Raw genomic sequence first — 15,375 nt, forward strand, 5'->3', positions numbered from 1 at the left:
TGAACGAAGTCGGGGGCGGCTGCTCGTGTGCGGGGCGTCCAGCAGACTCGCCCATGGTTGGTCTGTCAGGGAATGAGCCCGGGATGCGGAGCAAGCTGTTCGTGCCGGGGGGGCGCCCGGAGCTGTTCGCCAAGGCGATGGCGGGCCAGGCCGATGCGGTCTCCTTCGATCTGGAGGATGCCGTGCCGGTGGAGGGCAAGGACCGGGCGCGGGAGGACCTGGCGGCGTATCTGCGCGGGCTGGCGCCGGGGCAGGCGGCGGGCAAGTGCATCATCGTGCGGATCAACGCCTACGATTCGCCGTACTTCTCCCAGGACCTGCAGGCGCTGGCGATCGCCGGCGTCGCGATGATCAACGTGCCCAAGCTCGAGCATGCCCAGACCGTCAGCGCCGTCGCCGAGCGCCTGGCCGCGGCCGAACAGGCCAACGGCGTCGCGGCGCCGATCGGCCTGCTGGTCAACATCGAGACGCCGGCCGGGCTGGCCAATGCCGCGGCGCTGGCCGCGGCGCATCCGCGGGTGGCCGGGCTGCAGCTGGGGCTGGGCGATCTGTTCGCGCCGTTCGCCATCGCCAGGACGCCGGCCAATGTCCATGCGGCGATGTTCGCCGTGCGCATGGCCGCGGCGCGGGCCGGCATCGCCGCGTACGACGGGGCCTGGCCCGATGTCGCCGATGAGGCGGGCTTCCTGGCCGAGGCCACACTGGCCCGCGCGCTGGGCTTCAGCGGCAAGAGCTGCATCCATCCGCGCCAGGTCGCCCTGGCGCACCAGGTCTTCTCGGTGGACCAGGACGCGCTGGCGCATGCGCGGCGCGTGGTCGAGGCCGCGGCCGCGGCGCAGGTGCGCGGGCATGGCGCCTTCCTCGTCGATGGACGCATGGTGGACGCGCCTTACCTGGCCAGGGCGCGGGCGCTGGTGGCCGCGGGTCGCGCCGAGGCGGAGGCATCCCGATGAGCCAGCGCCTCTCTCGATCACTGTCTGGTGCGCGCCCCATCCGATCTGTCGCGCTGGTCCTGCTGTGGCTGCTGTGCGTGTCGCTTCCGGCCGCCGCGTCCAATCTGGTCGGCCTGTCGGCCACGCACCTCCCGCCGCTGCCCGCAGCGAAGGAGACCCGGCTCGAAGCGGTCGGCGATTCGCTGCTGGCGTTCCAGGCCGGTCAAGTGTCGCGACTCGGGGCAGGCGCAAACGCGTGGCGCCCGCTGCGCTGGGCGCTGCCGATCGATGCCGCGCGGGTACAAGCCCTCGCCAGCGACGGGAACCGGGTCTGGCTGCTCTCGGATGCGGGGAACGGCGAGCTGACGCTGACCGCGGCGCGGCTGAGCAACGACGCGATCGTGGAAGCCACATCTCTTCCGCCCCCGCCCGTCGCGCTGCGCAGCGCACGCGTGGCCTTCGACAACGGGCTGCTGACCCTGGTCGGGCTCGACGCCTCCAACCAGCCGCACGTGCTCCAGGAGGACGACGGCGGTTGGCATCGCCTGCCCGCATGGCCCGGCGGCGGAGGCGTGCAGGGGCTGATGGCGCGCGGTTCCAGGCTGTATCTGGCCGCGGGCCAGCCGACGGCGCCGACGCTGTTCTCCTGGTCCTCGGAAGCCGGCTGGCAGTCGCTGGGCGCCTTGCCCGGCGCCCTCGTGCCGGGCTCGGCGCAGCCGCTGGGTCAGGCGCATCTGATGTTCCTGGTGAAGGGCCAGCCCGATCTGCGCACCTTCCACACCATCACCCACGCCTGGAACTCGATGCCCCTGCCCGGCGCGGACCGCCCGGTCCAGGCCGCCAGGCTGGGCAATGGCCTGGCCTCGGCTCGATGCCTCCGGCCGCATCGAAGCCGCCGCGATCGAATCTGGCAAGTACCTGCTCAAGTGGCAGGACTGGGCGGTGATCGTGTTCTACCTGGCGCTGGTCATCGGCATCGGCGGCTACTTCTATCTGCGCGAGCGGCGGCAGTCGACCTCGGACTTCTTCGTCGGCGGCCGCTCGATCCCGTTCTGGGCCGCGGGCATCAGCCTGTACGCGACCAACACCAGTTCGATCAGCTTCATCGCCATCCCGGCCAAGGCGTTCGAGACCAACTGGCAGTACATGACCAACAACCTGATCGCGGTGGTCGGGCTGATGTTCGTGGCGGTGTGGATCGTGCCGCTGCTGCGGCGGCTCAACCTGATGTCGGTGTTCTCCTATCTGGAGACGCGCTTCCATCCGGCGATCCGCATGCTGGCCAGCGCGCTGTGCATCGCCATGCAGGTCGGCGCGCGGATGAGCGTGATCCTGTTCCTGCCGGCGCTGGCCATCGCCACCATCACCGGCATCAGCGTGGCCCTGAGCGTGGTGCTGATGGGGGTGTTCACCATCATCTACACCGCCATGGGCGGCATGAAGGCGGTGATCTGGACCGACGTGGTCCAGGTCATCGTCAAGATGGGCGGGGCGATCTTCGCCATCGGCTTCATCATCTGGCACATCCCGGGCGGGGCGCCGGAGTTCTGGGATGTGGCCACCGCCAACCAGAAGATGAAGACCTTCGATTTCAGCTTCGACCTGACCAAGGCGACGGTGTGGGGCTTCATCTTCCTGGTGCTGTTCGACGTGGTGCTGACCTTCCCGAAGGATCAGGTGCTGATGCAGCGCACGCTGTCCACGCCCTCGGACAAGGAGGCGGGGCGTTCGATCTGGGCCTTCGCCGCGATCATGATCCCTGGCGGGCTGGTGTTCTATTCCATCGGCACCGCGCTGTTCGTCTATTACAAGGCGCATCCGGAGCGGCTCAACCCGACGCTGCCGATCGACGCCACCTTCCCCTTGTTCATCGCCGCCGAACTGCCGACCGGGGTGACCGGGCTGATCGTGGCCGGCATCTTCGCCGCCGCCATGGCCACGCTGTCCTCGATCATGAACTCGGTCGCCACGCTGGTCTCGGTGGACTTCTACGAGCGGCTGGTCAAGGCGCCCGATCAGCGCCGCAGCGTGCTGTTCGCCGAGATCACCACGGTGGTGGTGGGCCTGGTGGGCATCGGCCTGGCGCTGCTGATGTCGCGTTACGACATCCACTCGCTGTTCGATGTGTCCATCGAGCTGGCCGGGCTGCTGGGCGGCGGCTTCGCCGGCTCGTACACGCTGGGCATGTTCACGCGCCGGGCCAACTCGCCGGGCGTGGCGATCGGCATCGGTTGCAGCATCGTGCTCACCTTCGTGGCGTGGTGGCTCGACCTGGTTCATCCGTACTTCTACTTGGCCATCTCGATCCTGCTGAGCATCGTGATCGGCTACCTGGCCAGCCTGTGCTTCCCGGCGCCGCAGCGCTCGCTCAAGGGGCTGACGATCTACCGCGATGCAGAATGAGCCGGGCCGCGCCGCTGTGTAATCTCATGCCCCGGGCTGGGGGCTGATGTGGACACGCAATTCCTGAAGACGTTCGTCACGGTCGCCGACCGTGGCTCCATGGCGGCGGCCGCGCGCGATCTGGACATCAGCCCGGCCGCGGTGGCCCAGCAGCTGCGCACGCTGGAACGCGAACTCGGCACCGGCCTGCTGGCGCGGGCCGGACGCACCGTGACCCTGACCGAGGCCGGCGCGCGCATCCTGGAACGCGCCCGCGACCTGCTGCGCAACGTCTCGGACCTGCGCTCGGTGGCGCACGAGGGCGACATCAGCGGCGAGCTGCGACTGGGCGCCTGCCCGACCGCGCTGGCGGGCATGCTGCCGGACGTGCTGACCTGCATGGTCTCGGCCTTCCCGCAGATCAACGTCTTCATCAAGCCGGGCTATTCGGCCGACCTGTATCGCGCGGTCGAATCGGGCGAGCTGGACGCGGCCATGGTGCTGGAGGCGCCGTTCGAGCTGCCCAAGACCTGCGACTGGCTGCTGGTGCGCGAGGAGCCGCTGATCGTGCTGGCGCCGGCGCAGCTGGCCGACCAGGATCCGCATGCGCTGCTGGCCACCCAGCCGCTGATCCGTTACGACCGCCACCAGTGGGGCGGGCGCCAGGCCGACGACTACCTGCGCCGGCACGGCATCGTGCCCAAGGAGCGCTTCGAGCTCAACGCGCTCAACGCGATCGCGGTGATGGTCGATCGCGGCCTTGGCGTGTCGCTGGTGCCGGACTGGGCGCGCCCCTGGCCCGAAGGCCTGCGCCTGGCGCGCATCCCGCTGCCCGATGCCGACGTCTCGCGGCGCATCGGCGTGGTGTGGTCGCGCTCCTCGGTGCGCCTGCGCCTGGTCAACGCCCTGCTGCGCGAGTGCCGGTCCAGGGCGCAGGCGGCGCAGCCCGCCGAATGACGGGCGGCACGGCGGCGTTGCACGCGTAAGCAACAAAAGCTGCGGTTTGAACAAAGTCCGCTGCGCTTCCTTCCCCTCCAGGGCCCTTCTACGCTGATTGCATGGTCCGGCAGGCGCGTCTGGGAGGAACGCGCCACACGGGCAGTCTCGTCGCTGCCCAGCAAGCATCCGTTGCGGCCACCTGCGCGTGCGCCCGCTTTCGCCAAAGTCCATGAGATCGACACATGAAGAAGATGCCCGTGACACTCGGGGTGTTTGTGCTGGCCGCCGCCGTGAGCGCCAGCGTGCGCGCGCAGCAGGCCCAGGCCGCCGCCGCGCAAGGTGCAACCGAACAGAACCCGCAGGATGCGCGCGCGACCAAGGCCAAGGATCTGGACAGGATGATCGTGACCGGCACGCGGGCGCCCAAGGCGGTCGACAAGATCCCGGGTGCGATCTCGGTGATTTCCCCGCAGGAGGTCGCCCAGACGCTGGCGGTGACCGAGGATGCGACCGCGGTCCTGGCGCGGACCGTGCCCGGCTATTCCGAGTCCTCGCAGGCGATGAGCAATACCGGCGAGACGCTGCGCGGGCGCATTCCGCTGCGCCTGTTCGACGGCATCCCGCAGGGCTCGCCGCTGCGCGAGGGCACGCGCAACGGCACCTTCACCGACATGGGGATCGTGGGCCGGATCGAGGTGATCAACGGCCCGTCCGCCTCCGAGGGCATCGGCGCCACCGGTGGCGTGATCAACTACATCTCCAAGGTGCCCGACAAGATCGGCAGCGAGACCACCTTCACCGCGCGCTATCTGACCCAGGGGCATTCGGACAGCGATGGCTACAAGCTGGGGCTGACCTACGGCCTGAAGCAGGACAGCTACGACTTCATCGGCGCGGTGTCGTATCTGGATCGCGGCATCGCCTACGACGGCAAGGGCCGCACCGTGGGCATGAACACCAGCGGCTCGCTGGCCGATTCGGAGTCGCGCAATGTTTACCTCAAGGGCGGCTACAACTTCGGCGAGGACGGCGAGCAGCGCCTGCAGGCCACCTACAGCCGCTTCAAGATCGAGGGCAAGGGCGAGTGGATCCAGGTGCTGGGCTGCCGCGGCCCCACCGATTCGCCGCCGTGCGCCACGCCGTATCCCAACACCTCGGTGAAGGGGCAGATCTTCGGCTCCAAGGACGCCTTCAACGACTTCGAGCAGTACAGCCTGCAGTACACCCACCAGGACTTCTTCGGCGGCCGGCTGGATCTGGTGGGCTACAAGGCCGACCAGGCCATGCGCTATCTGCCGGAGAACGGCGACGACAAGCAGCTGGTCAAGGTCGGTCCGGGCTTCGACGAGTCCAAGCGCATCTACGACCAGTCCGAGATCGTGTCGAACAAGAAGGGCCTGCGCACCTCGTGGACGCGCTCTGCGCTGTTCGACGTCTCCGGGCTCGAGCTGCACACCGGCGTGGACCTGGTCGAGGACCGGGCCCAGCAGCGCCTGGCGCTGACCAATCGCGTGTGGGTGCCGCCGATGGACTACAAGAGCACCGCGCCCTATGCGCAGCTGTCCTGGGACATCGGCCCGCTGACCCTGAGCGGCGGCTACCGGCGCGAGGACGGCACGCTGAAGATCGACAGCTACACCACCACCGCCTATCGCAACAGCGTATTCGTGCAGGGCGGCAAGCTGGACTACACCGCCAGCCTGCCCAACTTCGGCGCGATCTGGCGCGTCAACGACCAGTGGTCGATCTTCAGCGCCTACAGCAAGGGCTTCACGCTGCCCAACGTCGGCATCCCGCTGCGCAACGTCAACTACCCGGGGCAGTCGGTCCAGGGCATCCTCGACCTGCAGGCGGTCATCGTCAGCAACGTCGATGTGGGCTTCAACTGGCGCGGGGAGCGCGGGGCGCTCAACGGCACCTGGTACCACTCCAAGTCCGACCTGGGCGTGTCGCTGCAGATCGATCCGAACACCAGCGATTTCATCATGAGTCGCGTGCCCACCGACATCAAGGGCATCGAGCTCAGCGGCGAATGGAACTTCACCGACACCTTCAAGCTGACCGGGCTGTATTCGCGGATCCGCGGCAAGACCGCGTTCTGGGGCTCCGATGCGCTGGGCCGCTACGGCGCCGGTCCGCTGACCAAGCCGATGGGCATCCTCGACCTCAGTCCCGACAAGATCGGCGCCTCGGCCGTTTGGAAGTTCCTGCCCAATGCCGACGCCACCCTGGGTGCGACCAAGCTGCTGGATCGGCACATCAGCGGCGAGGACACCCGGCCCTTCGACGGGCGCAGGTTCACCTACGACGAGCGCACCACCGGCTACACCCTGTGGGACCTGGGCGTGAACTACGACGCCGGCCGGATCGGCAAGTTCACACTGGGTGTGGAGAACCTGTTCAACAAGTACTACATCCTGAGCTGGTCGCAGCTGGCCGGTTACCAGAACTACTGGGCAGGCCGCGGACGCGTGGTCTCGCTGACCTACAACTACACCTTCTAAGCGGATGCGGGAACGTCGTTTCGTACAGGGAGCAAGGGCCATGGCCGGCCAGGCCGATAAGGTGCGACGTGCGCGACCCGCCGGTGTGCGGCGGCGGGGCGGACGGGCGCAACGCGCGCAGGATCGTGGTCGATTCTGGGCGCGATCGGTCCTGGCGGCCTGGCTGTGTCTGGTGCCGCTGGTGCTCCAGGCCGAGGATCGCTGGCAGCGGCTGGATGCGTTCCTGACGCAGTCCACGTCCGCTGCCGGCTATCCCGGCGCGGTGGCCATGGTCGAGGTCGATGGCAAGCCGGTGTTCCAGGGGGCGTACGGCCATCGCGATCTGGCGCGCACCCAGCCGATGCGGGCCGATGCGATCTTCCGCATCTATTCCATGACCAAGCCCGTGGCCGCGGTGGCGGTGCTGACCTTGATGGAGCAGGGCAAGCTGGCGTTGGACGATCCCGTGAGCCGCTATCTGCCCGCCTTCGCGCAGACGCAGGTGGTGGTCGGCGGCGACCTCGCTCAGCCGCGCCTGGCGCCGGCGCGCCGCGCGATCACGCTGCGCCATCTGCTGACCCATACCAGCGGACTTGCGGCCGATGCCACCCGTTATCCGGTGGCCACGGGCCTGCTCGAGCAGGCCGGGGTGGAGCAGGCGCGCGACCTGACCGATGTCGCCGACCGCTTGGCCAAAGTCCCGCTGGCCGCCCAGCCGGGAACCGAATTTCATTACGAAGGCGCCAACACCGAGCTGCTGGCGCGTGTGGTGGAAGTGGTCAGCGGCGAGACGTTCTCGCACTATCTCCAGGCGCATGTGCTCGGGCCGCTGGGCATGCGGGACACCGGGTTCGAGGTGCCAGCGGCGCAGCGCGGCCGGATCGTGGATCTGCCGACGCTGGACGATCATGGCGCGCTGCGCATCGCCGACACGCCGAGCGCACGCCAGCCCGGTGCGCGGCTTCGCGCCTACGACAGCGCGGCCGGTGGCCTGTATTCGACGGCGGGCGATTACCTGCGATTCGCGCGGATGCTGCTCAACGACGGCGCATCCGGCGGCGTGCGCGTGCTCTCGCGCAAGACGGTCGAGCTGATGATGCGCGATCAGCTGGGCGGCTTCGATCCACCGGTGAAGGGCCTCATCCCCGGTGAGGGCTTCGGGCTGGGCGGCTATGTGGTCACAGACCCGGCCGCGCGCGGGCGGCTGGGCAGCGTCGGCCAGTTCGGCTGGTCCGGCGCGGCCTCGACCTATTTCACGGTGGATCGCAAGGCGCATCTGGTCGCGGTGCTGCTGCTGCAATACCTGCCCGCCGATCGTCCGGGCGATCTGCCCAAGCTGGCGACGCCGTTCTACAACCTCGTCTATCAGGCGTTGCCATGAGACCCGTCGTGCTGGTGGCCGGCTCGGCCAATCTCGATTTCGTGGTGCAGGCCGATCACGTGCCCGTGCCCGGCGAGACCGTGCTCGGCCAGGACCTGCAGACCTTCCCCGGCGGCAAGGGAGCCAACCAGGCCGTCGCCTGCGCGCGCGCCGGTGGCGTGCGGACGCGCATGCTGCTGGCGCTGGGCGAGGACGGCTTCGCCGTGCCGGTGCGGGCCGCGCTGGAGCAGGCCGGCGTCGCCCTGCACGTGGTGCCGGCGCGCGATCGCGCCACCGGCACGGCGCTGGTGTGCCTGGCCGGCGATGGCGAGAACGCGATCATCGTCGCCCCTGGCGCCAATCACGTCTTGACCAGGGACGACCTGCCGCCGCTGGCGGACGTGGCCTTCCTGCTCATGCAGCTGGAAGTGCCCTTGGCGGCCGTGTGCGGCTGGGCCGAGGCGGCGCACGCGGCCGGCGTCAGGGTCGTGCTCAACGCCGCCCCGGCGTGCGCTTTGCCCGACGACCTGCTGCGCAGGCTGGACGTGCTGGTGGTCAACGAGGGCGAGCTCGACCTGCTGGCCGGGCATGCAGGCGTTCGCGCCGATGCGCCCACGGCCGACAAGCTCGCGGCGCTGCCGGTCGCCTGCGTGGTGGTGACGCTGGGCGCACGCGGCTGCTATGCCTGGTCCGGCGGACGGGTCGCGCTGCAGCCGGCCTTCGCCGTGCAGGCAGTGGACACGACCGGCGCGGGCGATGCGTTCTGCGGCGCGCTGACCGCCGGCCTGGCCGATGGCGCGACGCTCACTGCCGCGCTGCGCCGCGCCTGCGCGGTCTCGGCCCTGGCCTGCACGCGCGTGGGCGCCCAGTCCGGCGTCCCGACCTGCGCCGAGGTCGAGGCCTTCCTGCGCGATGCGCCCCCGGCCGCCGCCGCGGCCGTCTCTGCGCTGGCCGACTATGCTGGCCTGGCGCATTGTCCTCTTCTCCAACCGACCTGCTGATGTCCGACCAAGACGCCCCCCAGCGCGAGCCCGTGCGCACCGAGTTCAAGTTCTCCCACGTCACCACCGGGCGCTATCTGCCCTCGCCGGGCAAGGCGCCGGGCTGGCCCTTCGCCGATATCGGCCAGTGGAAGATCCAGACCGCGCCGGCCTGGCGCGACTGGCTGACCGAGCTGCGCGACTGGCGGCGCGAGCATCTGGTGCGCATCGGCTTCGATGATGCCAACTACCGCAGGCCGGAACTGCAATGGGCGCAGCGCAACTTCGTCCATGCGCAGATGATGGTCGAGGATCGCTACTTCTACGATCCGCAGCGCGGGTGCTACACGGTCGATCGCTACCTGGACGATCTGGAGGCGCGCTTCGGCGGCATCGACAGCGTCCTGGTCTGGTACATCTACCCCAACATCGGCATCGACGACCGCAACCAGTTCGACATGGCGGCCGATCTGCCGGGCGGGCTCGACGGGCTGCGCGCGGTGGTGGAGGCCTTCCACCGGCGCGGGGTGCGGGTCTTCCTGCCCACCATGCCCTGGGACCACGGCACCCGCGCGCCGGAGGGGCCGCACTGGGAGGCCATCGCGCGCATCGTCGATGCGGTCGGCGCCGACGGCATCAACGGCGATACCTACAACGGGGTGCCGCGCGCCTTCTTCGATGCCTGCCTGGCGCGGGGCCGTCCGGTGGTGCTGCAGCCCGAGTCCACCATCAGCGCCGAGGAGCAGCTGGTCTGGAACGTGCAGAGCTGGGGCAAGAAGGCGCCGAACGAATTCGTGCCGCCGCTGGCCAAGTTCAAGTGGCTCGAGCCGCGCCACATGATCAACTACGAGAACCGCTGGGGCCGCGATCGCCGCCACGACCTGCAGTACATCTTCTTCAACGGCATCGGCTACAACGCCTGGGAGAACGTGTGGGGCATCTGGAACGGGCTGACCGAGCGCGATGCGCAGACGCTGCGCCGCATCGCCGCGATCCAGCGCCAGTTCGCGCCGCTGTTCGTGTCCATGGACTGGGAGCCGTACTGGCCCACGCTGCTGCGCGGCCTGTTCGCCAGCCGCTTCCCTGGCCAGGGGCGCGCGCTGTGGACGCTGGTCAACCGACTGGAGTCGCCGCTGCGCGGTGAGCTGCTGCGCATCGAGCATGCGCCGGGCACGCGCTACTTCGACCTGTGGAACGGCAGCGAGCTGACGCCGCTGCTGCGCGAGGGCGGCGCCTATCTCAACCTGGAGCTGGAGGCGCTGGGCTTCGGCGCGGTCCTGGCCCTGGATGAGGGGATGGACGAGCCGACGCTGGAAGACTTCCTCGCCCGGATGCGCCAGCACGCCGCCACGCCGCTGGGGCAGTGCTCGGCGCAGTGGCGCGCCCTGCCGCAGCAGTGCGTGGACGTGCCCGCGACGGCGCCCGCGGCGCAGCCGCCGGCCGGCATGGTGACCATCCCCGCGGGCGAGTTCGTCTTCGCCGTGGGCGGCATCGAGGTCGAAGGCGGGGTCTGGGACGGTGTGGACGTGCAGTATCCCTGGGAGGACAGCGCACGCCGCTTCCACCGCGAACGTCTGCGGATGCGCGCCTTCCATATCGATCGCACGCCGGTGACCAATGCGCAGTTCAAGGCGTTCATCGACGCCAGCGGCTATGCGCCGGCCGATGCGCATCGCTTCCTGCATCACTGGCACGAAGGTGCGCCGGTGGCCGGCAGCGAGCAGCAGCCGGTGGTGTGGATCTCGCTGGAGGACGCGCGCGCGTATGCGGCCTGGGCCGGCAAGCGCCTGCCGCGCGAGTGGGAGTGGCAGTACGCCGCGCAGGGCGACGATGGTCGCGCCTACCCGTGGGGCGAGACCTGGGACGATTCGGCCGTGCCGGCGCCGCAGTACGGGCCGCAGGCCGCCGGGCCGGCCGACGTGACCGCGCACCCCGCCGGCGCCAGCCCGTTCGGCGTGCTCGACCTGGTCGGCAACGTCTGGCAGTGGACCGACGAATACGTGGATGCGCACACGCGCGCGGCGGTGCTGCGCGGCGGCAGCCGCTACCGGCCGCAGACCTCGCACTGGTACTTCCCGCAGGCGCTGCGCCTGGACGAGCACGGCAAGTATCTGCTGATGGCGCCATGCCGGGATCGCTCGGCCTATATCGGCTTCCGCTGCGTGGTGGATGCCGCATGAGCGCCGTGCTGCGCTTTCCTTCGGCCGGGCGGGTGCGGCTGGGCGGTGTGCTCGGCGAGGCCATCGAGGCCAGCCGCAAGGGGCGGCTGTCACACTTCATCGTGGATGCGCACAGCCCGGCGATCGCGCTGTTCGATCCCGCCCGCGCCGAGGGCAACCACGAAGGCGACTGGTACGGCGAGCACGCCGGCAAATGGCTGATCGCCGCGGCCCGCGCGGCCGCCCACCAGGGCGACGACGTGCTGCGCGCGCGGGTGCTGGAGGTGGCCGATCATCTCGCCGCCATCCAGCGCGCCGATGGCTATCTGGGCACCTGCGCGCCCGAGCGGCGCTTCACCGTGCCGCAGCCGCCGCGCCCCTGGAGCTGGGACGGCGCGCCGGCGCTGCGCACCTGGGACGTGTGGACGCATGCCTATCTGGTGCTGGGCCTGATCGAAGCATGGCGGCTGGGCGGCAGGCCCGCGCATCTGGAGGCCGCACGGGCCATCGGCCGGCTCTGCCATGCCGCCTTCGTCGAGGGCGGGCTGGACATCACCACCTGCGGCAATCACTTCGGCATGTCGGCCACGGTGCTGCTGGATGGCGCAGTGGAGCTGTTCCTGGTCACCGACGACCCGCAGTTCCTCGAGCTGGCCCAGCGCATCGTCGAACAGGCCGACCACAACCCGCCGCTGGCCCTGGTCCAGCGCCTGCTGGCGGGCGTGGACGCGTCCGAGATCGGCACGGGCAAGGCCTACCAGCTGCTGTGGAATGCCGCGGCGCTGGCCAAGCTGGCGCGCGCCACCGGCGATGCGTCGTTGCTGCCTGCGCTGGAGCGGCTGTGGGCCAACGTGCACGACCATCATCTGAGCCTGGGCGGCGGGCCATGGGGCGGGGCAGGGCTACGCTCGCGCGAGTGCTTCAACCCGCCGTTCGTGTTCGATCCGCAGGGGTATGTCGAGACCTGTTCCACCCTGGCCTGGCTGCAGTTCACCCGCGAGCTGCTGGCCTGGACCGGCCACGCCGGCTATGCCGATGCGATCGAGCTCACCGCGCTCAACGACCTGCTCGGCGCGATGGCGGCCGACGGGCAGGACTGGTGCTACTACAGCTTCGGCAACGGCCGCCGGACGCACACCACTTACTGGCGCTGCTGCAAGTCCAGCGGCGCGATGGCGATGGAAGAGCTGCCGATGCTGGCGTACGCGACCAGTGCGCGGGACGTGCGCGTCAATCTCTTCGTCCCGGGCGAGGTCGTCTTCGAAGACGGGCCCGCGCCCGGCCTGCGCATCGCCCAGCAAGGGCAGGATGAGGTGCCGATGCAGGTCGAGCTGACGCTGCAGCCGGCCCACTCCTCGACCTTCGTGCTTGCCCTGCGACAGCCCGCGTGGAGTGCACCCATGCAGGTCCGCATCGATGGCGAACCCCATGACGCGCGCGCCGACGACGATGGCTACGTGCGGCTGCAACGTCAGTGGCGGATCGGCACGCGCATCGAGATCGCTTTCAGCGCACGGCCGCAGCTGCAGCGGCGCAGCAACCGCAACGTGCAGGAATCGCGTGCCCCCGACGGATCGCCCGTGGCGCAGGAGGTGCTGCGCCACGATTACGTGGCGGTGTCGTGGGGGCCGTTGGCCTATGCCACGGCCCTGGCCGAAGGCGACAGTCCTGCGCCCGACCTGCCGCTGTCGAACGCCTCGCTCGACACGCAGCTCGATCCGGCCGGCGCGCCAGGCGCGGAGATCGCGCTGGCGCTGCCCGGCGGCATCAGACGGCTGTCCCCCTTCTGGCGCGTCGGCGATCGCCGCGACGGCAGTTGGCATGCCACCTGGTTCCGCCTGCCGCTGACCGCGGAGGATGGGACGACTTCGCCAACAAATTGTCGGTCCAGAACCTAGGCTGACGGCCTGTATCGCATTGCCCTGGCGCCACACACTTCCCCCATGGGATCCATGCAAGCGCATTCATCGATGGCCACGACCTCGCTGTTCGACCAGATCCATCGCGATGGTCCGCCAGGACCGCTGACGGGCGTCAGGGTGCTCGACCTCAGCGCCTACATCGCCGGCCCCTACGGCTGCACCCTGCTCGCCGACCAGGGCGCGACCGTGCTCAAGGTCGAACCGCCGGCCGGCGACAACCTGCGGCAGTATCCCTCGACCCTGCCCAGCGAGAGCCGCGCCTTCCTCGGCGTCAATCGCAGCAAGCGCGGCATCGTGCTGGACCTCAAGGATCAGGCGCAGCACGCGCAACTGCTGCGTCTGGTGCGCGAGGCCGACGTGCTGGTCCACAACTTCCGCCCCAGCGTGCCGGCGCGCCTGGGCATCGATTTCGAACGGCTGTCGGCCTTCAACCCGCGGCTGGTGTACTGCGCGGTCTCCGGCTACGGCGAGCGCGGGCCGATGCGCGAGAAGGCCGGCTACGACCAGGTGCTGCAGGCCATGACCGGCATGTGCGCCCTGCAGGGCAAGCGCAGCGGTCCACCGGAGATCATCTACGGCTCGGTGGTGGACTACTACGCCGCGGCCCTGGTCGCCTCGGGCGTGACCGCCGCCTTGTACGAACGCGAGCGCAGCGGCGTGGGCCAGTTCGTCGGCGTCTCGCTGCTGCGCGCCGCGCTGACCATGCAGTCGGCCAGGCTGGTCTGGGTCGAGGGCGAGGCGCTGGATATCGGCCGCGACATGCGCTCCGGTGGCGTGACCGGCATCCATCCGGCCAAGGAGGGATACCTCTACCTCTCGGCCAATACCGCGCGCTTCTGGCAGGCCCTGTGCCGACTCACCGGCCTGGACGCCCTGGCCGACGATCCGCGCTATGCCAGCGTCAAGCTGCGCGCCCAGCACGCCGGCGAGATCCTGCCGCGCCTGCACGAAGCCCTGCAGACCCATACCGCCATGCAGTGGGAGGAGATCTTCGGCGACGCCGTGCCATGCGCGGCCGCCCGCAAGATCGAGGACATGTTCCAGCACCCGCAGGTGCATGCCGAGCAGATGATCGGCGAGGTCGCCCATCCCGTGGTTGGCAAGTACCAGAACGTCACCCGCCCCATCGTCTACGGCCGCACCCCCGGGCCCGAACCATTCGCCGCGCCGACGCTGGGGCAGGACAATGCGTTGCTCTGATTTGACGCGGGCCGGGAGCCGATTGTCTCGTTGAAAACCGCTCTGCGGACCGACGCATCCGGCGCCGCACGCCATCGCTTTGCGCCGCCCGCTCAACATATCAAGTCCGCTCGAATAGCGTGATGTCCGGAGGCGATCTTCGGGGGGCTGCGCATCGCGGCTCGCCAGCTCGCACGCGCATGAATGCGACGTGCGATTCTGCGCAAGCGCCCGCCGTTCATGCCGGGGCCGCCTCGTGGTGAACCTGTCTTGTCTTCCAAGGAATAGAGATCGATGCGCCTTCGCGTCCGCCGTGCGACTGTCGAGGATCTGGAAAAGCTTGTTGAGTTCACGATTGCGGAAGCCGCGGATGCGGAGGGATCGGAAATCGGCGGGAATGTCCGCGAGGGTGTCCTCAAGGCGTTGCAGGACAATGCCTATGCGACCTACTGGGTCATGGAGGACGCGGGCGCCGTGATAGGCAACGTTTCCGTCGTCAAGGAGTGGAGCGACTGGAACGCCGGACACTACTGGTGGATCCAGAGCATGTTCATCGAACCGAACTCCCGCGGGCGTGGACTCATCAGGCTCATGCTCGAGGAGGTGCGGAAGGAAGCCGTCAGCGCGAAGGCCCTTGAGCTCCGCCTGTATGTCCATCGAGAAAACTCGGCGGCGATCCGTGCTTACCAGAAGAACGGCTTCAGTCCTTCGGACTACGAAATCATGACCATGAGGATCGACAGCCCCACCGCGTGAAACGCGCGCTCGGCCTTCCTCCCAGGCTGATTCAAAGCGACGATGTCCGGCTATGGCGAGCCCTCGCTACGCAGAGGCTGAGGCAGGGCGACGTATTGCTTTGAGCTGCATGCGCGAGCGCCGCAGCCGTGCCGGAGTCGCCTTACACACCAGCCCTTCATGCATGACCCTGAAAAATGCACCACAGGAGAGGCAGGTGAGTCGGCTGCGCCGCCGCATGGTGTCGATGTCCTGCTAGGGCGTTGACCCTGCCGACCCGCAGGCGCTCGAAGATGGCGTCCAA

Annotated in this window: 10 protein-coding genes; all 10 read left to right on the forward strand. The window is 69.3% G+C overall.

The genetic code is table 11. The annotated features are described in order from the left end of the window. The first annotated feature begins 83 nt into the window (after positions 1-83). The gene (locus ACFJIT_RS01705; RefSeq protein WP_379654828.1) at positions 84-953 is read left to right on the forward strand and encodes an HpcH/HpaI aldolase/citrate lyase family protein; all 870 of its coding nucleotides are present in this window, start codon (positions 84-86) and stop codon (positions 951-953) included. Positions 954-1,784: 831 nt separating this feature from the next. Continuing rightward, positions 1,785-3,335 carry a sodium:solute symporter gene (locus ACFJIT_RS01710; RefSeq protein ID WP_379654829.1) on the forward strand — a complete coding sequence of 517 codons (1,551 nt, stop codon included), beginning with the start codon at positions 1,785-1,787 and terminating at the stop codon, positions 3,333-3,335. A 48-nt stretch (positions 3,336-3,383) separates the two neighbouring features. Then, on the forward strand, positions 3,384-4,271 hold the full coding sequence (locus ACFJIT_RS01715) for a LysR family transcriptional regulator (protein WP_130524368.1): 888 nt from the start codon (positions 3,384-3,386) through the stop codon (positions 4,269-4,271). Positions 4,272-4,495: 224 nt separating this feature from the next. Next, on the forward strand, positions 4,496-6,757 hold the full coding sequence (locus tag ACFJIT_RS01720; RefSeq protein WP_130528329.1) for a TonB-dependent receptor: 2,262 nt from the start codon (positions 4,496-4,498) through the stop codon (positions 6,755-6,757). Between the two features lie 172 nt (positions 6,758-6,929). Then, positions 6,930-8,117: a serine hydrolase domain-containing protein gene (locus ACFJIT_RS01725; RefSeq protein WP_379654830.1), complete on the forward strand. Its 1,188-nt coding sequence runs from the start codon at positions 6,930-6,932 to the stop codon at positions 8,115-8,117. Next, positions 8,114-9,097, forward strand: a complete 984-nt coding sequence (locus tag ACFJIT_RS01730) for a ribokinase (RefSeq protein WP_379654831.1) — start codon at positions 8,114-8,116, stop codon at positions 9,095-9,097. The genes ACFJIT_RS01725 and ACFJIT_RS01730 overlap by 4 nt, the downstream gene beginning before the upstream one ends. After that, positions 9,097-11,256, forward strand: coding sequence for an SUMF1/EgtB/PvdO family nonheme iron enzyme (locus tag ACFJIT_RS01735; protein WP_379654832.1), 2,160 nt, complete (start codon positions 9,097-9,099; stop codon positions 11,254-11,256). Before ACFJIT_RS01730 ends, ACFJIT_RS01735 begins: the two co-directional genes overlap by 1 nt. After that, positions 11,253-13,133 carry a beta-L-arabinofuranosidase domain-containing protein gene (locus ACFJIT_RS01740; RefSeq protein ID WP_379654833.1) on the forward strand — a complete coding sequence of 627 codons (1,881 nt, stop codon included), beginning with the start codon at positions 11,253-11,255 and terminating at the stop codon, positions 13,131-13,133. Before ACFJIT_RS01735 ends, ACFJIT_RS01740 begins: the two co-directional genes overlap by 4 nt. Positions 13,134-13,178: 45 nt before the next feature. Then, positions 13,179-14,357 (forward strand): CoA transferase, encoded by a 1,179-nt coding sequence (locus ACFJIT_RS01745; protein ID WP_379654834.1) that lies wholly within the window; start codon positions 13,179-13,181, stop codon positions 14,355-14,357. Positions 14,358-14,630: 273 nt separating this feature from the next. Then, complete coding sequence (locus ACFJIT_RS01750; RefSeq protein WP_379654835.1) at positions 14,631-15,092, forward strand: GNAT family N-acetyltransferase; 462 nt, start codon at positions 14,631-14,633, stop codon at positions 15,090-15,092. Positions 15,093-15,375: the final 283 nt, after the last annotated feature.

It is taken from the genome of Pseudoxanthomonas sp. UC19_8 (assembly GCF_042700505.1).
GTDB classification, from domain to species: domain Bacteria; phylum Pseudomonadota; class Gammaproteobacteria; order Xanthomonadales; family Xanthomonadaceae; genus Pseudoxanthomonas_A; species Pseudoxanthomonas_A winnipegensis.

Coding starts and splice junctions, on each gene's coding strand:
- ACFJIT_RS01705 (WP_379654828.1), top strand. CDS start 84: ATGCGGAGCAAGCTGTTCGTGCCGGGGGGGCGCCCGGAGCTGTTCGCC.
- ACFJIT_RS01710 (WP_379654829.1), top strand. CDS start 1,785: ATGGCCTGGCCTCGGCTCGATGCCTCCGGCCGCATCGAAGCCGCCGCG.
- ACFJIT_RS01720 (WP_130528329.1), top strand. CDS start 4,496: ATGAAGAAGATGCCCGTGACACTCGGGGTGTTTGTGCTGGCCGCCGCC.
- ACFJIT_RS01730 (WP_379654831.1), top strand. CDS start 8,114: ATGAGACCCGTCGTGCTGGTGGCCGGCTCGGCCAATCTCGATTTCGTG.
- ACFJIT_RS01735 (WP_379654832.1), top strand. CDS start 9,097: ATGTCCGACCAAGACGCCCCCCAGCGCGAGCCCGTGCGCACCGAGTTC.
- ACFJIT_RS01740 (WP_379654833.1), top strand. CDS start 11,253: ATGAGCGCCGTGCTGCGCTTTCCTTCGGCCGGGCGGGTGCGGCTGGGC.
- ACFJIT_RS01745 (WP_379654834.1), top strand. CDS start 13,179: ATGGGATCCATGCAAGCGCATTCATCGATGGCCACGACCTCGCTGTTC.
- ACFJIT_RS01750 (WP_379654835.1), top strand. CDS start 14,631: ATGCGCCTTCGCGTCCGCCGTGCGACTGTCGAGGATCTGGAAAAGCTT.